Origin of the sequence: Streptomyces guryensis (assembly GCF_021261325.1) — a bacterium.
Lineage (GTDB): Bacteria > Actinomycetota > Actinomycetes > Streptomycetales > Streptomycetaceae > Streptomyces > Streptomyces guryensis.
This window is the reverse complement of sequence record NZ_JAJSBI010000022.1, coordinates 96,967-120,806: the sequence shown is the minus strand read 5'-3', so window position 1 is coordinate 120,806 and position 23,840 is coordinate 96,967. Positions and strand designations below refer to the sequence as shown.

At 67.7% G+C, this 23,840-nt stretch carries 16 protein-coding genes, 1 tRNA gene and 2 pseudogenes; 3 read left to right on the top strand and 16 right to left on the bottom strand.

Annotated features, from left to right (window positions below):
• Positions 1-63: 63 nt before the first annotated feature.
• Positions 64-1,605 (top strand): PucR family transcriptional regulator, encoded by a 1,542-nt coding sequence (locus LJ657_RS34260; protein WP_232652800.1) that lies wholly within the window; start codon positions 64-66, stop codon positions 1,603-1,605.
• A 152-nt stretch (positions 1,606-1,757) separates the two neighbouring features.
• Here LJ657_RS34260 and LJ657_RS34255 read toward each other — a convergent pair whose 3' ends face one another.
• The 3 genes and pseudogenes from LJ657_RS34255 to LJ657_RS34245 all read right to left on the bottom strand — a co-directional run.
• A complete protein-coding gene (locus tag LJ657_RS34255) occupies positions 1,758-2,399 on the bottom strand; it encodes an IclR family transcriptional regulator (protein ID WP_232652799.1) in 642 nt (213 codons plus the stop codon).
• A gap of 299 nt (positions 2,400-2,698) precedes the next feature.
• Entirely contained in the window at positions 2,699-4,504 is a 1,806-nt protein-coding gene (locus tag LJ657_RS34250; RefSeq protein WP_232652798.1) for a DEAD/DEAH box helicase, read from the bottom strand.
• A 124-nt stretch (positions 4,505-4,628) separates the two neighbouring features.
• A pseudogene (locus tag LJ657_RS34245) lies at positions 4,629-4,937 on the bottom strand (type II toxin-antitoxin system death-on-curing family toxin); the annotation flags it as partial.
• 439 nt (positions 4,938-5,376) lie between these two features.
• Here LJ657_RS34245 and LJ657_RS34240 point away from each other — a divergent pair.
• Positions 5,377-5,451 (top strand) — tRNA-Cys (locus LJ657_RS34240).
• A 15-nt stretch (positions 5,452-5,466) separates the two neighbouring features.
• Here LJ657_RS34240 and LJ657_RS34235 read toward each other — a convergent pair.
• Positions 5,467-5,756 (bottom strand): annotated as a pseudogene (locus tag LJ657_RS34235) (transposase); the annotation flags it as partial.
• Positions 5,757-6,038: 282 nt separating this feature from the next.
• Positions 6,039-6,839 carry a Rossmann-fold NAD(P)-binding domain-containing protein gene (locus tag LJ657_RS34230; protein ID WP_232652797.1) on the bottom strand — a complete coding sequence of 267 codons (801 nt, stop codon included), beginning with the start codon at positions 6,837-6,839 and terminating at the stop codon, positions 6,039-6,041.
• A 108-nt stretch (positions 6,840-6,947) separates the two neighbouring features.
• Here LJ657_RS34230 and LJ657_RS34225 point away from each other — a divergent pair, with 108 nt between their 5' ends.
• Positions 6,948-7,673: a PIG-L family deacetylase gene (locus tag LJ657_RS34225; protein ID WP_232652796.1), complete on the top strand. Its 726-nt coding sequence runs from the start codon at positions 6,948-6,950 to the stop codon at positions 7,671-7,673.
• Here the strand turns inward: LJ657_RS34225 and LJ657_RS48750 are convergent.
• From LJ657_RS48750 to LJ657_RS34170, 11 genes are all read right to left on the bottom strand, one after another.
• Positions 7,666-11,106, bottom strand: a complete 3,441-nt coding sequence (locus LJ657_RS48750) for an alpha/beta fold hydrolase (protein WP_232652795.1) — start codon at positions 11,104-11,106, stop codon at positions 7,666-7,668. The genes LJ657_RS34225 and LJ657_RS48750 overlap by 8 nt on opposite strands.
• A 44-nt stretch (positions 11,107-11,150) precedes the next feature.
• On the bottom strand, positions 11,151-11,726 hold the full coding sequence (locus tag LJ657_RS34215; protein WP_232652794.1) for a hypothetical protein: 576 nt from the start codon (positions 11,724-11,726) through the stop codon (positions 11,151-11,153).
• Positions 11,723-12,694, bottom strand: a complete 972-nt coding sequence (locus LJ657_RS34210; RefSeq protein ID WP_232652793.1) for a UDP-N-acetylglucosamine 2-epimerase — start codon at positions 12,692-12,694, stop codon at positions 11,723-11,725. The genes LJ657_RS34215 and LJ657_RS34210 overlap by 4 nt, the downstream gene beginning before the upstream one ends.
• Before the next feature lie 59 nt (positions 12,695-12,753).
• Positions 12,754-13,512 (bottom strand): acyl-ACP--UDP-N-acetylglucosamine O-acyltransferase family protein, encoded by a 759-nt coding sequence (locus LJ657_RS34205; protein WP_232652792.1) that lies wholly within the window; start codon positions 13,510-13,512, stop codon positions 12,754-12,756.
• Positions 13,509-14,018, bottom strand: a complete 510-nt coding sequence (locus LJ657_RS49135; protein ID WP_372488008.1) for an FKBP-type peptidyl-prolyl cis-trans isomerase — start codon at positions 14,016-14,018, stop codon at positions 13,509-13,511. Before LJ657_RS49135 ends, LJ657_RS34205 begins: the two co-directional genes overlap by 4 nt.
• Positions 13,924-14,889 (bottom strand): aldo/keto reductase, encoded by a 966-nt coding sequence (locus LJ657_RS34200; RefSeq protein ID WP_232652859.1) that lies wholly within the window; start codon positions 14,887-14,889, stop codon positions 13,924-13,926. The genes LJ657_RS49135 and LJ657_RS34200 overlap by 95 nt, the downstream gene beginning before the upstream one ends.
• Positions 14,890-15,526: 637 nt before the next feature.
• Entirely contained in the window at positions 15,527-16,450 is a 924-nt protein-coding gene (locus LJ657_RS34195) for a DUF4143 domain-containing protein (RefSeq protein WP_232652791.1), read from the bottom strand.
• Between the two features lie 586 nt (positions 16,451-17,036).
• Complete coding sequence (locus LJ657_RS34190; protein WP_232652790.1) at positions 17,037-18,212, bottom strand: SUKH-4 family immunity protein; 1,176 nt, start codon at positions 18,210-18,212, stop codon at positions 17,037-17,039.
• Positions 18,213-18,738: 526 nt separating this feature from the next.
• Positions 18,739-21,048 (bottom strand): xanthine dehydrogenase family protein molybdopterin-binding subunit, encoded by a 2,310-nt coding sequence (locus tag LJ657_RS34180; RefSeq protein WP_232652789.1) that lies wholly within the window; start codon positions 21,046-21,048, stop codon positions 18,739-18,741.
• On the bottom strand, positions 21,045-22,841 hold the full coding sequence (locus LJ657_RS34175) for a 2Fe-2S iron-sulfur cluster-binding protein (RefSeq protein ID WP_232652788.1): 1,797 nt from the start codon (positions 22,839-22,841) through the stop codon (positions 21,045-21,047). Before LJ657_RS34175 ends, LJ657_RS34180 begins: the two co-directional genes overlap by 4 nt.
• Positions 22,838-23,731: an FAD binding domain-containing protein gene (locus LJ657_RS34170; protein ID WP_232652787.1), complete on the bottom strand. Its 894-nt coding sequence runs from the start codon at positions 23,729-23,731 to the stop codon at positions 22,838-22,840. Before LJ657_RS34170 ends, LJ657_RS34175 begins: the two co-directional genes overlap by 4 nt.
• Positions 23,732-23,840 lie beyond the last annotated feature (109 nt).

Here is a 23,840-nt window from a genome sequence, read left to right as displayed (position 1 = left end):
GCCAATCATGTCGCCGTCCGCCATCCGCCATCTGCCATCCGCCATTCCGCATCGAGGAGCCCCATGGATGCCTGCACCCTCGGCGACCTCCTGGACGTCGTCGGCGGCCCCTCCCTGCGTCTGGAGACGGCCCCCACCGGGCTCGCCGCCCCGGTCACCGAGGCGCTGCTGTACGACGCCCATGCCCCGATGCCGCATGCGCCGGGCGCGCTGCTGCTGGCGGTGGGCGTGCGGGCGGCGGCCGCCGGCCCCCTCGTCCGGGCGGCGGCGGAGGCCGGGATGACCGGGCTTCTCGTACGCGGCCCGGACGGACCGGTCGGCGCGGCGGAGGCACACGGCGTGGCGCTGCTGTCGGTCGACGAGGACGCGGCCTGGCACCACGTGCACCTGCTGCTGTCCTCGGCGATCGCGGCCCGGCCCGCACCGTCGGCAGGCGGCCTCGGGGACCTGTTCGCTCTGGCGGACGCCGTCGCGGCGGCGACCGGCGGGGCGACGGCCGTGGAGGACCCCCGCCAGCGGGTGCTCGCCTACTCCACGGTCCCGGGCCAGCCGGTCGACGAGGACCGGCGGCAGAGCATCCTCGGCCTCCGGGTGCCGGTCAGCCCGGCCAACACCGGGCAGTACCGGGCGCTGTTCGCGGCCCCGGGGCCGGTACGGATGCCCGCGGTCCGGGACGGGGACCTGCCGCGCCTCGCGGTCGCCGTCCGCGCGGGCGGCGAGACGCTCGGCTCGGTCTGGGTGGTCGACGACGGCACGCTCGCCCCGGACGCCGAGGAGACCCTCGCACAGGGCGCGTCCACGGCGGCACTGCTCCTGCTGCGGGCCCGGGCGGCACAGGAGCTGGCCCGCCACCAGAACAGCGACCTGCTGCGCCGTCTTCTCGACGGCACGGCGGACCCGTCAACCGCCTTCGCCCGCCTGGGACTTGAGGGGGCGGTCCGGGTGGCCGCCTTCGTTCTGGACGCCGCGAGCCTCCCGGACGCCGAGCAGACCGCACTGCGCCTGCTGGACGTCGTACGACTGCAGTGCGAGGCGCGTTACGGGCGGCACGCGTGCGTGCTGGTCGACGGGGTGGTGTACGCGGTCCTTCCGGCGCCCGGGGAACGCCACAGGCGGCTCGCCGAGGACATCGTGACGCGGGCGGGGCAGGCGCTGCGGGTGCCCGTGCGGGCGGCGCTGGGCGAGCTGGTGGCGGGTCCGGCGGAGGTCGTGGGCTCACGGGAGGACGCCGAGCTGGTGCTGCGCGTGCTCGGACCGGACCTGCCGGTGGCGACGGTGGACGAGGTGCGCCCGCGGGTGACGCTGTTGCGTCTGGCCGAAGTACTGGGCGAACGGCGGGAGTTGAGCGCCGGGTCATGGCGCCGGGTGCTGGCGTACGACGAGGCACACGGCACCGACTACGCGCGCACCCTGGTCAGCTGGTTCGACGCGGGCTGCGACACGGCGGGCGCGGCAAAACGGCTCGCCGTCCACCCGAACACCTGCCGCTACCGCCTGAAGCAGGCCCAACAGCACATCGGAATCGACCTCACCGACCCCGACGAACGCCTGCTCCTGTGGCTCCAACTGAGAACACTGGCGGCCCTCAGCGAACCCACGACGTAGCTGCGACCAGGACCGCCCCGGCCTGCGGGCACATCCACCGCCCCAGCCTGCGGGCCATCGTGCCGCCAAGGCCGGCTCCCGTCCGAAAGAGAGGCGGCACCCCGCACCCCCGGGCTGCGCACCCCCTGGCCCGCACCACCCCGGCCGGCAGCTCAGCGAAGGGCTTCGGCAACCTCCCGAGCCGCATCGACCACCCGCGGCCCCACCCGCTCAGGCACCGCATCAGCCAGCATCACAACCCCCACACTGCCCTCGACCCCCGTGACCCCGAGGAGCGGCGCCGCAGCCCCGCTGGCCCCCGCCTCCAGCTCTCCATGCGTCAACGTGTACCCGCACTCCCCCGCCGGCTTGGCCCGCGCGGCAAGGATCGCCCTGCCCGCGGCCCCCCGGTCCAACGGGTGCCTGAACCCGGCCCGATACGCCACGTGATAGTCCGTCCACGTCGGCTCGACGACGGCCACGGCCAGCGCCTCCGCCCCGTCCACCAGCGTCAGATGAGCCGTCGCCCCTATGTCCTCGGCCAGCGACCGGAGCGCCGGCAACGCGGCCTCCCGCACCAGCGGATGCACCTGCCGGCCCAGCCTGAGCACCCCGAGCCCGACCCTGGCGCGACCGCCCAAGTCACGCCGTACGAGCGCATGTTGTTCCAGCGTGGCGAGCAACCGGTACACCACGGTCCGGTTCACGCCCAGTTTGTTGGAAAGCTCTGTGACGGTCAGCCCGTGGTCGGTATCGGCCAGCAGCTTGAGGACGCGTAGTCCTCGGTCGAGCGTCTGAGAAGTCTCCGCGGTCACGACGCCCACTCCTCCAAGTGGTGAGGTCGGCGACCTCCGCGCGGCGGTGCGTCACCGAGTCCCGTCAGTGACGCGCAACAGAGGCCGCCGATCGGCCGGCGGCCCGGCCTGTACCGGGCCGCGTCGCTTCACGGCTGCGCTCCGCGGCGGCGCTGCCACGGGGCGTGTGCGTAGCCGGACAGTAGCGAAGGGGGTTCGCTGAGCGGAAGGCTCCGTCCAGAATCCGGGCACATACGGGGAGGGAGTACCTCCGTATGTCCCGATACGTACGGCGTGAAAGGTCCGGCGCGCAACGGCCGTCACTTCATGCGCGTGGCCCACTCCTGCACCTTGGCGATCCGCTGCCGGAGCTGGCCCGCCGTGGCCTCGGCGCTCGGCGGGCCGCCGCAGGTGCGGCGCAGCTCGGTGTGGATGACACCGTGGGGCTTGCCGCTCTGGTGGACGTACGCGCTGACCATGGTGTTCAGCTGCTTGCGCAGCTCCATCATCTCCTTGTGCGAGACGACGGGCCGCCGCTCGGCGGGCAGCTCCAGCAGGTCCGCCTCGGTGTCCGGCTTCTTGCGGCTGTGCGCGATCTGCCGCGCCTGCCGCTTCTGGAGGAGGAGCTGCACCTGGTCGGGTTCGAGCAGGCCCGGGATGCCGAGGTAGTCCTGCTCCTCCTCGCTCCCCGGGTGCGCCTGCATACCGAACTCGGCACCGTCGTAGAGGACGCGGTCGAAGACGGCATCGGACTCCAGGGCCTCGAAGGCGAACTGCTCCTGCTCGCCGGTGTCCTCGTCCTCCTCCTTGTTCGCCTCCTCCATCTCCTTCTCGGACTCGGCGTACGGGTCCTCCTCGCCCTCCTTCTTCGGCTTGTCGAGGGCGTGGTCGCGCTCGACCTCCATCTCGTTGGCGAAGGTGAGGAGGTCGGGGACGGTGGGGAGGAAGACGGAGGCGGTCTCGCCGCGGCGGCGCGAACGCACGAAGCGGCCGACGGCCTGGGCGAAGAAGAGGGGGGTGGAGATGGTGGTGGCGTACACGCCGACCGCGAGCCGGGGCACGTCGACGCCCTCGGACACCATCCGCACCGCGACCATCCAGCGGTCGTTGCTCCCGCTGAAGTCGTCGATCCGTTTCGAGGCGCCGGTGTCGTCGGAGAGGACGAGGGTCGCCTTGCTGCCCGTGATCTCGCGGATCAGCTTGGCGTAGGCCCGCGCGGAGTCCTGGTCGGAGGCGATGACGAGGGCGCCCGCGTCCGGGATGGCCTTCCTGACCTCGGTCAGCCGCTGGTCGGCGGCGCGCAGCACGCTGGGCATCCACTCGCCGCGCGGGTCGAGGGCGGTGCGCCAGGCCTGACTGACCGCGTCCTTGGTCATGGGCTCGCCGAGCCGGGCGGCGATCTCGTCGCCCGCCTTGGTGCGCCAGCGCATGCTGCCGCTGTAGGAGAGGAAGATGACGGGCCGCACGACGTGGTCGGCGAGCGCGTTGCCGTAGCCGTACGTGTAGTCGGCGGCGGACCGCCGGATCCCGTCGTTTCCCTCCTCGTACGTCACGAAGGGGATGGGGTTGGTGTCGGAGCGGAACGGCGTGCCGGTGAGCGCGAGCCTCCGCGTGGCCGGCTCGAAGGCCTCAAGGCAGGCCTCGCCCCACGACTTGGAGTCACCGGCGTGGTGGATCTCGTCGAGGATGACGAGTGTCTTGCGCTGCTCGACGCGGTTGCGGTGCAGCATGGGGCGCACACCGACACCGGCGTACGTGACGGCCACGCCCTGGTAGTCCTTGCCGAGCGGCCCCGCACTGTACTCGGGATCGAGCTTGATGCCTATGCGCGCCGCCGCTTCCGCCCACTGCTTCTTCAGGTGCTCGGTCGGCGCGACCACGGTCACCTGCTGCACGACGTGGTGGTGCAGCAGCCAGGAGGCGAGTGTCAGCGCGAAGGTCGTCTTGCCGGCGCCGGGGGTGGCTACGGCGAGGAAGTCGCGTGGCTGCTCCTGGACATACTTCTCCATCGCCCCCTGCTGCCAGGCACGCAGCTTGCTGGCGGTGCCCCAGGGGGCACGGCCGGGGAAGGCGGGAGAGAGGTGGTGGGAGTGCGAGGCAGAGCTGGCGGCGGCGGTGGTAGTCACGGTCTCCGTGGGGTGGTCGGGGGCTCGGCTGGGTATGACAACCGGGCCACCCTACCGGCGGGCCGACGCTGCCAACGCGCGAACCATGCCGGGCCGCCCGCGGGTGGGACTCACGTCACATCGGCTACTCGGCCAAGCTCCGCAGCGCCTCGGCGATGACCTTGACCTCGTCCAGGCTGCCCGTGGCCACGCCGATGACCAGACGCTCGGCGGCATCGATGTCCGGACGCAGTCGCACATCATTCATCGCCAGGAAGACAACGCAGGATGTCCACGCCGTGCGCTTGTTCCCGTCGACAAAGGGGCGACTGATCGCGAGTGACTGCAGGAGCGCCGCGGCCTTGTCGAAAAGGTCGGTGTATGCCTCCTGCCCGAACATGGAGGCCGAGGGCCGGTGCACGGCCGACTCCAGCAGCCCGGCATCGCGTACGACGGGTCAGATTGGTACCGCCTCACCGGGCGCAGCCCTGAGCCGCGTACTCACCCAAGCCCCCACCAACGCCACCCCCGCCATCGGCAGAAACACCGCCGCGAACGCCGCCGGATGTGACCCGGCCTCCTCGGCCGCCGGCAGCAGCACTCGATCCGCACCGCCTCGATCAGCCCGAGGCCTGCCTCTTTGAGCGGCGCGCAAATTGCGGTACAACGCCGACGGCACACGCCCGGCCCAGGACGAAGCGACCGTCCGGCAACCGGCTCACGCGACGCCCGCCCCTCCCCCCCCCGAGACCACCGTTGAACTCGCCGCCCGTTCATGAACGGCGTATGGCAGTCCCGTTGCAGCCCCCGTGTTTCCCTTGGGCCCTCACCCGGCCCCGTCGTACGGTCGTTTCACCAAGTTCGGAACGGAGCCCAGCGCTCCACCCCGACCCGGCCGTGTGCCCGAGTGGCTTAGGGACTCGCCTGCAAAGCGAGTTACGCGGGTTCGATTCCCGCCACGGCCTCCATGGGCTCGACGAGGCATCCTCCGTGCGGCCGGCGGTGCCGGAATATTGCCGTTGCACCCCGGCGGAGACGGTGCCCTTCTTGATGAAGCCGGTGTCGTCGACGATCAGCACACCGTCTGGCTGCCCGAGCCACTCGGCTACGCAATCCTGCGGGTCGTCGCGAATCTCATCCGGGTCCCACTGACACCACGACAGCAGCCGCTGCAAGCCGTAGGGGGCGGCATGGCCTGCACGCTCGGCCCAGCTGCCAGCTGCCAGCTGTTCTGCCGGCCCACCGGCCCCAACAGGCCACGCACGTAGTCTCGCGTCTCAAGCGCGCGGCCCATCGCCGACGTCTCTGGGATCAGGCCGTCGTCTGTCGGACCTTCACCTCCGCACCCAACCGGAAGTGACAGCCGATCAGTCTGCCCGGACGGACGCACTGTTCGAAGCCTGTAAAGCCAACCACGGACCCGCCCTGCGACGTCACCGGCCGTCCTCCTCGTCCCCACCTCAGGATTCCGACGATCGCCCCAGCAACGCCGGGAACTGGCGGATGCGGCGCCCTCTCCGCGGCCGACCGTTACCTGACGGGGAGTGGCGCCTCCTCACACGTCGCCCTGTTCCATGTCCTCGCATCGAAAGCGGGCATTCGATCGCAGGACCTCCTTGAGGAACGCCGGTTCGTAGCCGTTCCGTACTGCTGAGGAAACTATGGCGCTCAAATCCTTGGGAAGGCACTTCCCGTCAAAGCCCGGGTCGTTTTCGAAGGCGAGAGTGTGCATAGGCGTGACACGAGGATCCAAAATCCATCCTTCCCGGACGATGTTCCAGTCGGCGCCGTGCGCCGCGCAAACTCGCTGCATCTCGTTCGCGAACGTCACCTTGGCCGCAAAGAACGCGTTCTCCGTGTACTTGATCAGCTCCGCCTCCAGTTCGGAGCATTGGAAGTACCGTCGAGTAGGCCCCAGGATCGACTGTAATATCGACAGAGCCCAGGTCCGGTTTTTCGGCGCACCGCCCAGGATGACAAAAGGCACGCTCTCGATCCGGTCACCGAAGAAAGGGTTGAAGTATGTACTCTCGCTGATGTATTCAGGCCAGTAGCACAGCTCCTTTTTGTACTCTTTTGCCAGTGCGGACGTGGTTCCCGGCGGAACGGTGGACTTCAGGATGACCCGGGCGGCTGGCAGTCGGGACAGCGCCTCGTGGACAAAATTCAGATCGGCCGACCCCTCTTTGGTCGGTGGCGTGGGGACACAAACGAAAACACAGTCACAGACGGATAGCTCTGCAGCTGGGTAAGCGTTGTCGAACGCAACATCCCAAGCAGTGATCTCGGCACGCCCCGCGAATAGTTGCTCAACCGCTCTGCCGACGGTGCCGCAACCCACTATGCCAATCTTCATACCGATGACAGTAGAGGAGGGGAACGGCTCATATCAAGCCTTCGTAAAAAAGTATGTCCCGGCCAGGAACCCTTGACGGAGAGGCAGTAGAGATACAACCTCTCACTCATGTGCGCCGCGAGCAAAGATCCTCCAACTGATCGTCAGCCGTCACCGGCCCATTTGGCTGGGGCTCGCGTCCGGGTCGTCGTTGCCCACTTCGACGACGAAGCACTGTTCTGTGGTGCGCTGCTCGCCGAAATGCGACCGGTTATGGCACACCTGCACGTGGTGGTCGTGACCAGCGTGGAGACGACCAGCGCACCGCGCGAGGTCACAGCGCCTTTGCCGCTGGAGATCGAGCGCAGGCGGCGCAGGGTCGCCGCATTCGATGCCGTCTGCTGCGACCTCGACGCCGGATCGTCGCAACTCCACATACCCAACCTGCCGCAAACGTCGACCAGGCAGGACGCGAACTACCAGGAGCGAGTCCGGACCATTTGGGCGGCCGTGCGCCAGACAGGGTTGTTCACGGACGCCGACGTGGTGATCACCCATGGCTTCACGGGCGAGTACGGCCATCCACAGCACCGGTGCGTGCACGACGCAGTCATGTCCCTGGCAGGATCGACGGGGCCGACGGAGATCTGGACATTCAGCGCGTCCGGCCCAGCTGATCTGACCTATCGTCATGACACGCGTGCCAAATCCAGACTCTTGGACCACTACAGGCACCAGAAGGTCGACGGCTCTCTCTGGCTTCCCGAGCACGACCCGCGTATGCGGGAATGGACGGGGGTACGGGAGTGGTACCGCATCCAGCGCGTTGTCAACGACTGTGAGTCCCCTACCTGAGTGCCGCGTCCAGCCAGTCCAACGAGGTGCAGACGGCCTCCAGTTCAAGTGAACGCTCGCAGTTGAACGAGTGGTTGGCATCAAGGCTTCTCAGGGTCGGCTCGACACGAGTCGCGAGGCGAGCCGCCTCCTGCGCGATGGAAACGTCACCCACGTCGTCCCCTGTGCAGTTGAGCAGCAGTGTGGGGCAGGAGATGGCCGCGGCATGAGCGAGTACGTCCACCGTGCCCGCGTCCCTCAGGAAATCGCCCCCGACCATATAGCCCTTGCGTGCCACGCACTGGCCCTCCGAAGCGTCTGTGGACAATCCGAACAGTGACGGATACCGGTCCTCGAAGTTGGCGGAAAGGTTCCAGAGCACGAGTGCGGAAATACGGCTCGGCAAGCCAGCCTGCGCCACAACTGCCAGAGCCGAACCCAGGCTCTGTCCGAAGAGCACGGCGCTACCATTGCACCTGACTGTTCCCACTGCCCAGTTCACAATGGAGTCGAGGTCCGCGACGGCCGTTGTGACAAGGAAATCACTGTAGTCCCCGTCGCTGTAGCCCGTTCCCTCAAAATCGAACAATACGGTCGGATATCCGCGTTGGTGAGCCAGCCGAGCGGCACGCACGAAGATCCCGTGGTTCTCGGTGCCTGAGGTGATGAATCCGTGTACGAACACGATCACCGGCTTGGTGGATTGTTGCCCTTCTAACTCACTCGCCTGAACATGCAGATTCAGGCCTTCTCGTACCGCAACTCGATGATGCGTGACACTCACGGAAGCCTCGCTCCTGGACCGAACCGGACGGAAACCCTGCCTTTCCACGCGCACGGAAGGGATGTCGCGACCGCGCAAAGTGGATCGCGACACCGCTTGAGAAGTGCCGAAATAGCCGCCGCGGGTCGCCCTTTTGACCCTGTCGCCGCCCGAGCAACGTTCCCGCCCGTCTGACACGTCGTATGGGTAGGCGAAAGCGTGGTTGTCGGTCTCCACGGCAGAGCTGCACCATTCCCACACGTTGCCAATCAGATCGCACGGGCCGAAGGGGCCCCAGGGGGTGACGTTCTCGAAGGATCCGACGGACATGGGCTGGAGCACCCCTACCTCACGCGTGTTCGCGAGCGAGTCGTCCGGAGGGTCCCCCCACGGGTAAAGTGCGCCGACCGGGCCGCGCCCGGCCCATTCCCACTCCGCCTCGGTCGGCAGCCGTACTGCCTGGCCCGATCGTTCCGAAAGCCAGGCACAGAACGCGGTCGCTTCGTACCAGGTGACGTTTCCCTGAGGGGCGTTGCCCGGCAGGCCCGCTGTTCGGGCAGCCGGAGGGTTGGCCTTCTTCCATTCGAGGCCGCCTGGCGGCCACCATCGATCCGCGCTGTACCCGTCGGCTGCCTCCACGAACGACTGGTACTGCTCGATGGTGATCGGATACCTCGACATGTCGAAGGCGTGGACATCGACATGGTGCGGCGGTTCCTCGCGTTCGTACGACCATCCAGTGCCGTATCTGTCCAGCGCCCGGCGAGTAGCAGCGTTCGTGCCGAGAACTGCCCGACCGCCGGGTATCACGCACCAATCGAGGTCGGGGAGGCATTGATCGTCGATCCCCACGCCCGGCCGGTCGTCGGTGACCCAGGCCAGGGCGCTTCCCACGCGCCGACGCTCGTCCGGCGCCAACTCCGTGCTTGTCAGGACACGGCGAAAAGCGTTGCGCAGCACGGGTGCGATGGACTCGTAGATACGTCCGGTCCGTGCCAGTGTGCTGGACTGATCCACCACGATGTCCGCGGCCATCAGCTGAAGTCGAGGGCCGGACGAAGCGACCAGGTCGCCGACGAATTCCCAGACATCGCTCCCTCGTCTGTTGTTCGTGAGGACGTCGGCAAGAAGCAGTGCCACCTCTCGCCATATGGGCAGACCTGCCTTCAGCAGGTCGATCATCAAGGGGCCTGGGGACTGCGACTTCGCGATGGCTGAGGCGGCCAAGTACTCCTGGAACAGCCGATGCGCGAATCGGTACCGGCGTGGAGCCGGCGAAGTCATGATGCCGGCATGCTGGCTTATGTAATCGAGCGCACCCGCCGGGTTCACATGGGAGCCGAGTTCGTACAGTTCGTCGAGGATCAGTGAGCGCGGGATCGATGGTTCGTCAGGCCTGTAACTGAGCCCGCCACTCTGCAGTGACTTCAGGGCGATCACCTCGAGGCGGGAGAGGAGTTGCTGCGTCGTGCAGCCGAGAACATCAGGGAGGGACGCCTCGCCGGTTCGCGGGAGCGACCAAGCGCCCAGGAGAAGGTCGATCGCCTCGGCCAGCAGGGCGCCGCGTTGCCTGGGCAGGTCGGCGTCGCTCGATTCGTAAAGCTGAGCGAGGAGCGAGACGAAGAGCGGCTGCGATCTCAGACTTTCCGGAATGGACGGCAGTTGGGTTTCCAGGCGGGCGGTCCGCTCAGCACACCAGTCCTCCGGGTGCCCCATGCCTCGGTACCATGAATGAATCAGGGATCGCGTCTCCGTTGTTGAGAGCGGGACAAGATAGAGCACATCGAAATCAGGCAGGGTCCAGCCGGAATAGCCTGCGGGCCTGCTGGTCACCAGGATCTTGAGTTGTCGGAACCGACTGGTCACCGAGGCGATGAGGCCGGTCACTTGTTCTCGCCGAAACTCAAGAGCGTCGGGGATGTCATGCGGGATGGGGACTTCGTCGAGCCCGTCCAGAATGAGGTATGCCCGGCTGCCGTACAGCTCACCGATCAGATATGAGTAAAGCTCCGCATCCCCTTTGCAGATCACTTGCTGAACATAGTGCAGCAAGTGCTCGACATTAGCCGGTTGGTCCACCGAAGGGAATTCCGGGAAGGCCGCGAGATGCCGGAGCTCGACAAAGATCGGGACGAGTGGGTTGGACTTCCACAGACCCAGCGAGTCGGGCGTCTCCCCGCCCAGGCGAGTCAGTGGACGCAGATGAGCGAGGGCGAGAATCTTCGCGAGGGTGCTCTTACCGCTGCCGGGTGGGCCAAGGAGTACGGCTCGGCGGAAGACGTTGACGGCTGAGGCGGCTTCCAGGACGGCTATGTTCAAACGTTGTCCGTCCGCCCACAAGGGGGCCGCGATCAGTGGCCGTGGCGCCAGACGCAGACCCCGCAGCGCTCCTTCCGCGATCAGAGTTTGGCACCGCGTGAGCAGGAGATGGAGGAGGCCCGTGTCCACATTGCGGCTTCTGCTGGTGATGCTGATGTCGGGGCCTTCAGCGGCAGCGGTCCCCAGCTCGCTCGCGGCCTGGCGGACCACGACCGAGGACGGTGCGTAACGTTCCACGGTCAGGTCGATGTTGATGTCGGACCTAAGGGGGACGTAGATGTTCTGGAGACTGAGCCGCGCCGGACCTCGTTGCCCCATACCACCCCGAATGTAGGCAAGGTCCTCATAGAGGGCTTCCAGGGCTGCTTCCACGTGGGCGTGGGATCGGGCGCTGGACCAGTCGTCCTCGTCTGGGTTCACTGCTCGACCTCCGTCAGCAGTCCGCTCGAATCCCGTTTGAGCCTCTTCCCCACAGAGCTGGTGAAAGACACCATCGTCTTCACCGGCGACGAAGCCGTGGGGTGTGCGAGGTCGTCCTCATCGAGTTCAATGACACGTGCCTCAGGGAGCAAGGGTCCGTGCGTCTCATGGCTGACCGGCCGGTGCCTGCATCCGATCAAGGTCACTTTCCAGTCGTAGATCGGACTGGTTGTTCGGTTGACGACCAACAGGACCGGCGTCTTGCGTCCCGGCCTGAGTTGGCGCAATTCCACCCATGAGTACACCTCGCCGGTTGCCGCTCTTTCACGGCGGTCCCTTGCCAGTTCCGACTCAATGCGGTCTCTGCGCAGACCGGAGGCCGCCATAATCACCGCGCCGGCCGTGGCTGCTCCAGCAAACCACTCTCCCAGATCACCCACTCGCTTCGGATCGATCCTGCCGGAACCGAAGAAGGACACGCCATACGCGTCCATGGTGAGCAGGAGGCACACAACCGCCAGCAAGGTCCAGCGGCTCCAGACCGAACGCCATGCGCGCACCACCGCGTTCACCCGATTTCTCGTCGTGTGCTTGCCCGAACGAGATCTGCGATCAGTGCGCCCCCGCCCGACACGATGAGCGGCGACTGGTCCAGGTCAGGGACCTTTGCGGACTCTGCCCACATGATGGCTGAGTCGATGTCCTGCGGTGTGCGCCCGGTCAGCGAGTAGAGAAAACCAGTAGCGGCCAGCTCCGGCCAGCCACCGACGTCACGACGCATCACGACAGGGCAGCGAAAGTAGTGCGCCTCTCGGCTCAGACCGCCGCTGTCCGTGAACACATAGGCGCTGCGGGTGAGTTCACCGATCGCTTCTTGGTGGTTCATGAGCCTGACGATGGTGACTCCCATCTTGCGAAGCGGGCCCAAATACGGCCGTGCGCGGGGGAAGTCCAGCCAGCGAACCTCCCGGCCAGTGGCCAGGAGCGCTTCGGCGACCATCTGCATCGTCTCCGCCGTCATGTTCGCAGGGCGGTGCATGGAGACTAGGACGGGGGCCAGCCCCTGAGGGCGGGGACAGGCGAACTGCTCGGCATACCTGTCCCGGTACCAGTCGTAGGAAACATCTCCGACGAGGAAACTGCCTTCTGCCCGACCCTCTTCCGCCAATGCGGTCATGGCGCGCTCTGTGTACGCCAGACGTTTGTGCGCCAGACAATCGATGACGACGCTGTTGTGGTGCTCGATCTCTCGTGGGTCCCGTCGCGCACCCGCCTCGACATGGATGAGGGGTAACTGCGCGTCGTGGGCCGCGAGGGCCCCCGCCAGCCCACTCGACGCGTCTCCGAAGACCATCACTGCGGGTCTGGACCGTAGGCCGTCGAGGAAGGTGGAGAGTTCCGAGATGGCGCGTCCCAGGATGACGCCCCGTAGCCGACGGTTAGGAGCATGGGTGAGCCGATGAGTGAATGAAAATCCCAAATCCGCGACAATTTCATCGGAGAGTTCTGGGCTGTAGTGCTGAGCTATGTCGAAGGTCACGGTTCGCTCGGCGATGCGGGGATGATGCCGTTCGAGGAGCCACAGGACCGCTCTAGTCTTCACATACTGGGGTCGGACTCCGGCGACGATGACGACTTGAGGGTCCCCCACCGGACCTCCTTCTTACTGGTCGGCCATTTTTGAACATCGGCACGGTATTGCTCGATGAGTTCCCTGATGCCGTTTCCCGGTTTGACGGGATGCCCACGCAGAGAGGCCAGTACGGTCTCGATTTCGCCCTCAGGGAAGCCGGCGCGGGCCAGGCCGACGCTGTTCACACCGTGGATTCGGGCCGGGTTGCCATAGACAAGCGCTCCAGGTGGCACATGCCCGACGATCGCCGAAGCCATTCCGCACATGGCGAGTCCGCCGATGGTGAGCCTATTGTGAACCGCACTGGCGATTCCCAGGTTCGCGCGCGATCCGACAGTGACGTATGCCCCTAGCGCAACGTGGGGTGAAAGAATGGCAGATTCATGAATGATGCAGTCGTGACCGACGATCACGTGTGCACCGACCTCGACGTTGTCCTCGATCCGCGTTTCCTTGAACATCGGTTTGAAGATGACTGCCTTGTCAAACAGCATCGTATTACTACCGATAACGACTGCGGATTCCTCCGACGGTAACGGGTCGGCAAGACGATGGCTGCCTTCGAGACGTTCACGACTGAACCATCCCACCGAGGCTCCCGGGCCGATATAGTTACCGTCCCCCATGATCACTGGACCCCTGATGGTGACACCGGGGCCGATGACGTTGTTCGAGCCGATCTCCACATGACCTTCGAGGACCGCTGACCGGTGGACCGTGTTCATCCGCCACCAGTGCTCGTGAGTCCGGCGGCCGTACGGTTTGTGTCCGGCTCGGGCGGGGACTGGCCAATATGCATGACGCATATCTCCACCCACAGGCCGGAGCCTGGTGGTACGCCTCGAGCACCTCGGTCTCCGAATGCCAGCGCAGCGGGGATATGGACCCGCCTCACCGAACCACCCGAGCGCATCCCCAAGAGCGCCTCGTAGACGCCAGGGAGCAGCTGATCACGTTCGAGCGTGACCGTGATGGGGATGTCCGGACTGTAATTTGTCTCTATGCAGCGTCCGGTCTCGAGGTCCTCCGCAGCGAGCGCCACGCGGTAGAGCAGCGAGACCACACTGCCCGGCTCGACCGCCGGCCCCCCACACACCTTCGTGTCCTGAATGCACAGTTCGTCCTCGGCGGTCACCTCAAAGCCCCCGGTACTCGTCCAACGAGAGGCCCACGCGTTCACGGACAGCACCCTCAAGGCGCTCGAAGGCCGACTCCATCTCGACGATGACATCGGCTAGCAGGGGACCGATCGAGGCCGCCGTGTTGGCGCGGACCTGTTCCGTGGAGGTGGCGCCAACAGGGATGACGCCCACTGCCGGCTGGTGCACGGCCCATCCGAGGGCCAAACGAGTCACCGAAACACCATGCGTCTCGGCGATGGGCTTCAGGTCACTGAGTACCCAGGATCGGACGTACGCGTACACGTCTCCGCTGTACTCGTACTTATTGTTGCGAAGGTCTCCATCGCGGAACGCTTGGCGGGGGCTGTCGGTGAGCAGACCTCGTTCAATGACCTGATAGGGATTCAGCAGCGTGCCGTTCTCAAGACAGAAGCCCTCGATTTCCCGGTGCTGGGCCCGGTAGATGAAGGAGAAGCGGTTCTGGACGAAGTCGACGGGGCCGACGGCCTGGAAGGCCTTGAGCTGAGCCAGGGACACGTTCGAAGCACCTACGTTGCGTACGAGCCCTTCGGCCTTCAGCTCCTGCAGGGTTCCGAACGACTCCTCGGCGCTGGCGTCTTCCGGGACCGTGTGCAGTTGCAGCAGATCGAGATGGTTGACACCCAGGCGCTTGAGTTCACTGTGACACTGCTCCCGCAGATGATGTGACTTGCCGCTGCGAACTGTCGCGCCGGTGGCGTCTCTTCCGGTCACGCACTTCGTGGCGATAAAAAGCCTCTCGCGGCCGACGGATTTAATGAGTTGCTCGAAGTTGATTCCGTTGGGTGCGTAGACCGGAGCCGTCTCGATATACCATCCGCCGGCCTCCACGAAAGCCCTCAGCACGTCACTGGCGGCTTGCTGATCAAGAGGGGTGAACACTCCGCTGAACGGAAATGTACCCAAACCCAATGAGGGAAGTGTGGAGGTCGAAGGGAGCATCGGCGTCACTGTCGATGTCCACCTTTCGCTAGTCCCGGCCGTTGGGCCGCGAGGAGACGGGGCATCAGGTTAGCCCTGATCTTGGCCAGCGAGCCGTCCCTTTCCGCAACAGGCCGTTTCAGCTACGCAGTTTGCGGTAAGACAACGTCAGCCAGGATGGACCGACCGAGGAGGAGGACGTCACCCAGAGCCTTGGCGTAACCCAGAGCCCTGGCGTAGCTGCATGCTGTGCGGTTCATGATCATTCGAGCCCCCGGAGAGCGCGCTGGCACCGTACGTCGCAGGCGTTGCGACAGGCCGGCCTCGATGTTCGTGACGCCGCTCAGCCGCACGGCTCCCATCGCGCGGTTGCGCCAAGTGGCCATCATGCGGCGTGCGTTACCGGTCCACAGCCGTGAGGCGTCCTCGGTAAAGGTCGTGACCCTGGCGTGGTGCATAGCTTCCGTCTTCAGTGCGGGTCAATGAAGCGTTCACCGACCCTGGCCCCGCCTGCCCGCAAAACAGGCCCGTCACCTTCTCGGTCAACGGCCGACAGTCACCGGTTCCCCACCAACGAACCACTCGGCACTCCATACCGACTCGCTGACGCCCTCAGAATTGCAGACCCTATCGAAAATCAGCTTTTCGCCGCCCTGTTTCAACGGGGAGACGGAATCTCACGAGTTCGCAATCTTTCCGGATCAGAAATCACAACCTCTCTCACCTCCTCACAGAATCCGAGAATCCGAGTAGTCAAATAGTCACCCAACGAATCGTAGCTCACAACATCCATGGAGAAATTCCCACTCATACCCTCCATGTCGATATCTCGGTCAATCGACACCCATTCCACCCGCTCAGCCAAGGGATCACCCGCATCCGCGTCAACATAGAAAACTTCGCCGCTGGTCACGACAGCAGGAAAGCACAGCTCCATGTGAGCATACTTTGGAATAACGGAAGCCTTGTCACGGGGTGGCCTAAACGCTTCAACCGCTTTCATCAGGGGAAGAGTCAAGGAGTCGAAGATGGCAGAATTATCGGCTTGCCACTCCTTGTTCTTCAAGTGCATCCTGACTAGTTGAAGACCCTTCTTCTCATCTCGACTCGGACTATGAGGCAGTTCATGCAAACCAAGCACATTCCAGAGACTTTTGCTTTTGTAGTAAATTCGAAGCCCTTCACCCTTCTCTTCCCATTTCACGGAATTAATCGGCATCGCGTGAGAATGAGGAGACCTATTTCTTTCGTCATCACTTAGCTTCCTCCCCAAGACAACATAGGGCCCGGTCGATTTCTTGCACTCGATCAGAAGCTTCACACCCAGACTGATATCACCTTTCTCATTCACAAAAAGACGCTTAAAGGCATAAACGTCCACTTCCCTCGATTTGCCCTCCTCCGGGTCTCTGAACGCACGCCCCGTCTGGACATAAAATCCTGCAGCCCTTACTTCCTGCGCAACTCGCTGCTCAAGCAGGAATCCTGTACGTTCAAGTGCCGCAATTACATCGTCGCTGCTTGGCGTCGGGAATGGACGATCAGTCATAGCCTGATCATAGGCGGGAAGGTTGTCCAGCAAGGTTGTATTGCGGAAGTAGAAGGGCGGCCCTAAGAGGCGCCGACAACACCCTGAGGCAGCTGCCGTGTCCGCCGACCTTCTGTCTCGTTCCGAACCCGCTCGTTGGCGTGGTCTTTGTCCAGTACATCGACGGCTGCCACCGTTCAGAGTCGCACGCGTATCGCCTCTGGCCTGCCCCGCGGACCGCTGCGAACTCCCCGGACGGCGATGCGGACAATTGGAAAGTTTGCGCGCAAGGACTTTCTGGAACGGGTCGAGTCAACCGTAGGTGGATGGGCTTGCGGTCTGACAGATCGGCTCGTCGGAGCCCCGAGGGTCGCTGCCTCCGTACGGAACGACTCTGACTGCCTGACCAGGCCGAAGGATAGGGCGGCCCGCCGGGGCGGGTGTCGTCTTGCCGGCTGTCCGGCCGTCTCGGTGTCGGCCCAGTCGTGGATGATGCGGAGCCCGGACACAAACTGCTCCTTGTTGATGGGCGGTTCGCTGACGGTCGTGTGGCTGGTCGTTCGGGAGGTGCTGGCAGCCAGGGGGCACACCCGGAGCAGTCAGGAGGGGTCCTGAAGCCGCCTCGTCGGCCAGTCCGTGGTCACAGCACCCCGCCCGCCTCGTCCTGGAAGGCCTCCGTCCAGTAGTGGCGGCCCGGTTCCGTCGTGAGGGTGGTCGGGTCGATGCTCGACAGCGTGTGGAGCATCGTCGCGGCCAGTTGGTCGTAGGCGTCGGTCGTCAGCTCGCCCGCCAGGGCCTTGTCGACGGCCTTCTCGCGGTGGAGGAGCCAGAGGGTGAAGGCCAGGGTGGAGACGTCTGTGTTCAGCGGGTACAGGGTGGCCTCGGACTCGCTCCAGTTGAGGACCGCGCCTGTTTCGCCGTCGACGACCAGGCTGTTGTCCTCGATGAGGTGGCCGAGTCGTATCAAGTGGCTGACCCTGCGCGGAAGTCGGGCGGGATCGAAGCCCTCGGGGCCCTGGTAGGCGTAGTGCTCGGCCAGGGTCGGCAGGGGGACGTCCGTGTCGAGGTGGAAGAGCACGCCGTCCTCCGGCAGACCCGTCTCGCGCAGGAAGCGGCGGGTCGGCTCGTGCGTGAGGGTCGAGGGGAAGTCGACGTCCTCGAAGCGCCACACCTGGCCGTGGCCGAACTCCCGGTCCAGCAGGCGGGTGGGGAGGTCGAGAGCGAGTCCGGAGTCCGTGCCCGGCCCCGCCATCAGGGACAGGGGGCGGATCAGGGCCGCCATCTTCCAGAACAGCGGCACCTCGCCGTCCGTGCCCTCCTCGAACAACGCCAGCAGGTGGCGGGACGCCTCCGCCGCCGCCTTCGGGCCGAAGCGGCCGGCGTAGGACGCGAACTGGCCGCGCAGCCCCGCCAGTTCGTCCGCCGCCGTCGCGAACCGCACCAGCGTGCCGAGGGACGGTGCGAGCGGGCGGCTGCCCATCAGGTCGGGGCGGTCGTGCAGGAAGTACGTCGTCGCGATCTCCCCCGTCGCGCCGTCGAGCAGCACCGACTCCGTCTCCAGGCCCCGGGGGTCGAGCACCGCCCCTATGACCAGCTGGTCCCGCAGCTCCGCCGCCAGGCGCCCGTCGGGGTCGCCGGTGGAGTCCCCGACCGTCCGCAGGCCCTCCCGGACCAGCTCCTCGAAGGTGAACAGGCCGCTGTCGCCCGGCAGTCCGGGCCCTGTCAGCCAGCGGCGCGTCGCCCCGTGCTTGACGTACGGATCGAGTTGGTCCTCGGTCAGCGTGATCACCGCCGTGGCGGCACTGGTCGTACTCATTGCTCCCCCGCATGTGCTTCGTCACATGTGCCCCGGCGCATGTGTCTGCTCACAGTCCCCGTGCAGGGCGCGGCCGGGCATGTGCCGTTACGCCGTACGGCTCCGGCAGCCGTTCCCCACTGCCCAGAACACTACGCCGCGCCACTGACAATGCCCCCGAACCGGCGAGGACGGCCCGAACCACAGGACGCTCAGAGCACCCTCGTCCGTTCCCGTCCCGCGAGGACCGCCTCCACCGTCTCCCCCGCCGTCAGCTCCGAGCTGTCCGGCCACAGCAATGCTGCCGGCGGCGACCGCCGACGCGAACGCGGATGCCGGGTTCACTGCGGTGGCGCAGGACGTCGTGCCGGCCAAGGATCTGGCGCCGTACGCCGGCCTGGTGCACACGCGGCCCCTACGCGTCGCACCGCAGCCGGAGCCGGAGCCCTGCCTCCCTCTCGCCGTCCGCCCCGGGGACGTACTCCTCGCGCCCGGACACGATCATGCGGCGGAAGACGTCACCACGCACGTGTGCCGCCCGCTGCGGTCACCGGTCGGTCACCACGGCGGCCTGTGGCCTTATCGGCAGCCGGTTCACCGGGCGGCCCGTGGCGGCCCGTACGGCGGAGGCGACGGCGGCCGGGGAGGTGACGACCGGGACCGCGCTGACCGCCTTCGCGCCGAACGGGGCGACCACGTCGCGTTCCTCGACGAGCTTGACGATCCGGATGTCGGGTGCGTCCAGGGCGGTCGGCAGGGCGTAACCCGTCAGGTCCGGGTGGCGGATCAGCCCGCGCGCGGTGCGCAGGTTCTCCGTCAGCGCGATACCCACGCCCTGGGTGACGCCCGCCTCGATACGGGCGGCCAGCTGGGCGGGGTTGAGGATCCGGCCGACGTCCTGGGCGAGGGCCAGCTCCACGACCCGTACCGAACCGAGTTCGATGTCGACGTCGACGACCGCGCGGATCGCGCAGAACGCCATGCCGACGAAGGCGTCCCCCTGGCCGGCCTCGTTCAGCGGCTCCGTGGGGTGGGGTCTGCACTGGGCCGTGGCCCACAGTTCCTTGCCGTCCATCGCCTCGGTGACGGTGGTCGACAGGACACCGTCGTACGAGGTGATCTTGCCGTCGGTGATCTGGAGCAGTTCGGTGGACATGCCGAACTTGTGGGCCAGGGGCTGCAGGAGCTGGGTGCGGACCATCTTGGCCGCCCGTTCCACCGCGCCGCCCGACACCCAGGTGTGGCGGCCTCGGCAGCCCGCGCCGGCGGGTGGCTGGTCGGTGTCGACGGGCGCCACGTGCACCTCGTCGATACCGAGGGTCTCCTGGACGATCTGGCGGGCCAGCGTGGTGAAGCCCTGGCCCGTCTCGACGGCCGCGCACAGCACCGTCGCCACGCCGTCCTGGACTTTCACGGTCGCCGTGGAGACCTCGTCGGCGCCTTCCGCGCCGAGCATGTGGACCATGCCCAGGCCGTAGCCCACGCCTCGGCGCACCGCGCCCGGTTCGCCCGCTCCCTCGGGGCCGCCGGGCAGCAGCCACTCCTCCTCGGGGGTGTCCTTGGGCAGCGCGGGCAGCGGGAAGTCGCGGACCGCCTGCAACAACTCCGCCACGGGTGCGGGGCATGTCACCGTCTGGCCGGTCGGGAGTACGTCACCGGTGGCCATGGCGTTGCGCAGGCGCAGTTCCGCCGGGTCCAGGCCCAGCCTCTTGGCCAGCTTGTCCATCTGGGCCTCGTAGGCGGCGCAGACCTGCATCGCACCCTCGCCGCGCACATGGCCGGAGGGCGGGTTGTTGGTGCGTACGGCCCAGCCCTCGATGAAGGCGTTCGGGACGACGTAGGGGCCGCAGGCGAAGCCGACGGCGGCCGCGAGGGCCTCGGAGGACGTGTCGGCGTACGCGCCCGCGTCGAGGAGGATCTGCGCCTCGACCTTCACCAGCCTGCCCTCGGCGTCGGCGTGGTGGCGGTAGCGCAGCAGGGTCGGATGGCGGTGCGTGTGGCCCAGGAAGGACTCTTCACGCGTCGCGGTGAGCTTCACCGGGCAGCCGGTCTTCAACGCCAGCAGGCCCAGCGGGAGTTGGAAGCCCTGGTCCTCGCGGTCGGCCGTGGCGCCGGGGACCCCGGTGACGACGATCTTGACGCGTTCGGGTTCGAGGCCGTAGCAGGCGGCGGCGGTGTCGCGGTCCGCGTGCGGGTCGGTGGAGGCCAGGTACAGCTCGACGCCGCCGTCGGGGCGGGGCACGGCGAGGCCGGCCTCGGCGCCGATGGGGGCCGGGTCCTGGCGGCCGATGCGGTACTGGCCCTCGACCACGATCTCGCCGGCCGCGTCCGGGTCGCCGTGGCGCAGCGGGATGTGCCGGATCAGGTTGCCGTCGGGGTGCAGCGGTTCCGCCTCGAAGGCCTGCTCGGGGTCGGTGACCGGGTCGAGTACCTCGTACTCGACGATGACGGCCGCGGCGGCCATGCGCGCGGTGTCGGGGTGGTCGGCGGCGACGGCGGCGATGGGCTCGCCGTGGTGGCGCACGACCTCGGAGGCGAACACGGGCCGGTCGGCGCTGCGGCGGCCGTGGCGGGCGGTGCCCGGCACGTCCTCGTGCGTGACGACGGCCCTTACGCCCGGCATCTCGCGCGCGTGGGACGTGTCGATGGACACAATGCGCGCGTGCGGATGCGGGGAGCGCAGTACGGCGGCCCACAGCAGGCCCTCGGCCCACAGGTCCGCCGCGTACGGGAACGTGCCCTCGGTCTTGGCGCGGGTGTCGGCGGCCGGCAGAGAGGCGCCGAGCCCGTGCGGCAGCTGCTCGGGGGCGGGTGCTGCCTCCGCGGCGGTGGTCGCGGTGGCGGCTTCGTTGCTCACGCCTGGCCTCCGTCCTGTCCGTACGCCTGGTCATGAGGTCCCGTGGGACCCCCGTTCATGGCCCCGGGTGCTTCGAACGCCGACGGGTTGACACCGCCGGCTCCGGGGCCTGCCTGGTGAGGGATACGTGCCTCGTCGCCGTCCTGTTCGGCGCCGTCGCCCGCGGAGAGCGCCTCGCGTTCGGCGACGACCTCCTGGACGGCGTCGACCACGCCCCGGTAGCCGGAGCAGCGGCACAGGTTGCCGCACAGGGCCTGGCGGGTCTCCAGCTCGGTCGGCGCCGGGTTGCCCTCCAGCAGGTCGTGCACGGTCATCGCCATGCCGGGCACGCAGAAACCGCACTGCACGGCGCCGCAGCGGGCGAGCGCGCGCTGCACGTCCGACGGCTGCCCGTCGACGGCGAGGCCCTCGACGGTACGGACCTCGCTGCCTGCGGCGGTCACGGCGGGCACCAGGCAGGAGGCCACGAGGCGTCCGTCGACCTGGACGTTGCAGGCCCCGCACTCGCCCTGCGAGCAGCCGTCCTTGGCGCCCGCGAGACCGAGCCGCTCGCGCAGCACGTAGAGCAGCGACTCGCCGATCCAGGCGTCCGAGACGGGGCGCTCCACGCCGTTGACCCGCAGGACGTAGGAGGCCAGGGGGTGTTCCTCGCCGGAAGGCGGCGGGGCCTCGTCGGCGGCCTCGGTGTCGGAGCCGTCGGCTGCGTCCGGACCAACCGAGTTGTCTGAAGTGCCCGAAGCGTCTGAAGCGTCCGGTGAGTCGGGCGTGTTGGGGGCGGCGGGTCCGTTCGAAGGCCGCGTGGACGGTCCGGTGGGTCCGGTATCCGCCGCGGGCTCCGCGAGCGGCTCCACGGCCCCCTCAGGCGCCTCTTCGGCCTCCTGGGCGTCCGCTGCCGCCCCGGCGGCCTCACCGGGCCCGTGCGCGGCCTGTGAGGAGGATTCGGCGGGCGTCTCCGCATAGGCGTCGGCGGCGGGCTCAGCCCCGTACTCGTCGACCGGTGGGCCGGACTGCTCCGCGGTGTGCGCCCGCGCGTTCTCGTGCTCGTGCGTGGCCCGGTCCGGCTCCACGGGCGCGTGGGCGGCAGTCCCGGGGCTCCCGACAGGCCGGCCGTCGGTGTGGGCCGGGGGCTGCTCGTAGGCGTGCCCCGCACCGGCCGGGGGCTCGGCGGAGCGTTCGCGCGCGTGCCCGGAGCCGTCCTCGGGCGCCGTCGGCTCCTCGGTCTGCGGCTGGCCCCAGGGCCGGCCCGCGGCCTCCGTCGCCCAGGGGGCGGGGGCGCCACCCGGGAGCGTGGCCGGCGGCGTGCCACCCCACTGCTGGACCAGGGAGGACGTGGTGAACTCGCCCGATTCGTCCGGAAGGTCGCCCCCGGCCACGGGAATCGACCACTGCCCGGTCACATCGTGACCCGGCGCGGGCGCGGACTCCTGAGTCGGCGCCTCCTGGAAGTTCCACTGCTGGGTGGTCGCGGGGTTGTACGTGAACCGGTCACCCGCGGGGTCCTGCGGCACGGCGTTGGGGTCGGGCCACTGGGCGCCGTCGGCGGGCACGGCCCAGTTGCCGGTCGCCGCCGGGTCGGCCCCCGCCACAGAGCCGGGATCGGCCGTTATCCGCGGCGGCACATAGCCGTGGCCGGGCGCCGCAAGGGGACTGTCGGCGGAGGCCAGGAGGGCGTCGATGCCCCCTTCGGGGAGTTTCACGAAGGCGGTGGCGCCGTCGTCGTAGTCGCCCTGGGGCAACGGGTCCCACCGGCCGCCGCCGTGGGGCGTGCCCTCTCCGTGCTGGTCGTCGGTCACGACAGCGCCCTCCCCAGTGCTCGTCGGGCCAGCGCGGCGACGGTGCGCCGCAGGTGCAGTACGGCGGGCGGAAGCTGTTGGACGGTGCCGTCCGGTTCGGGAACGGGGTCGGGGATGCAGGCCGCGGCGACGTACTCGCCGAAGGCGGTCAGCGCCTCCGGGACGATCGTCCGGCCGTTGTCCCAGTCGATGAGCCGGGCGACCCACTGCTCGGCGTCCAGAGGCCTGAGCGGCATCGGCGCTATGGCACCGACGGCGCACCTGACTCCGCGTCGGGCGGGGTCGAGGACGAGCGCGACGGACGCGACCGCGCGTCCGGGGCCGGTCCGGCCGGTCGCCTTCAGGAAGACCTGCGGCGCGTGCAGCAGCGGCACGCGCACGTACCCGATGAGTTCGCCGGCGCGCAGCATGTCGACCGCGGCCAGCAGGTGCGACACCGGGATCTCCCGGCGGGCTCCGCCCGGGCCCGCGATGATCAGTGTCGCCTCCAGGGCGGCCAGCACCGGCAGCGCGTCCCCGGTGGGGGACGCCGTGGCGATGTTGCCGCCCAGGGTGCCCGCGTTGCGGATCTGCGGCGGGCCCGCCGCGCGCGCGGCGGCGGCCAGCGCCGGAATCAGGGCCGCGAAGTCCGGGCGCCCCATGCGCGCGTGCGTGAGCCCGGCGCCGAGCAGAGCGTGTCCGTCCTGGTACTGCCAGCCGCGGATCTCGCTGATCCTGCCGAGACCGACCAGTGCGGCGGGCCTGAGCTGCCCGGAGTTGACGGCGGCCATGAGGTCGGTGCCGCCGGCCACCGGGACGGCGGCGGGCACGGCGGTGAGTGCCGCCACGGCCTCGTCCAACGTCGTGGGCAACGTGACAGCCTGCGCCGCCTGTGGTGCTTGCGTGGTCAAACCGGCTGCCCCTTCCCGCTGCCCCACCTGGTCCCACCTGTGTCGCCGTACGGTACGTGCTGACAGGGCGGACGTGGCAACTCTGGCACATCTTCGCAAGGGCCGAAGA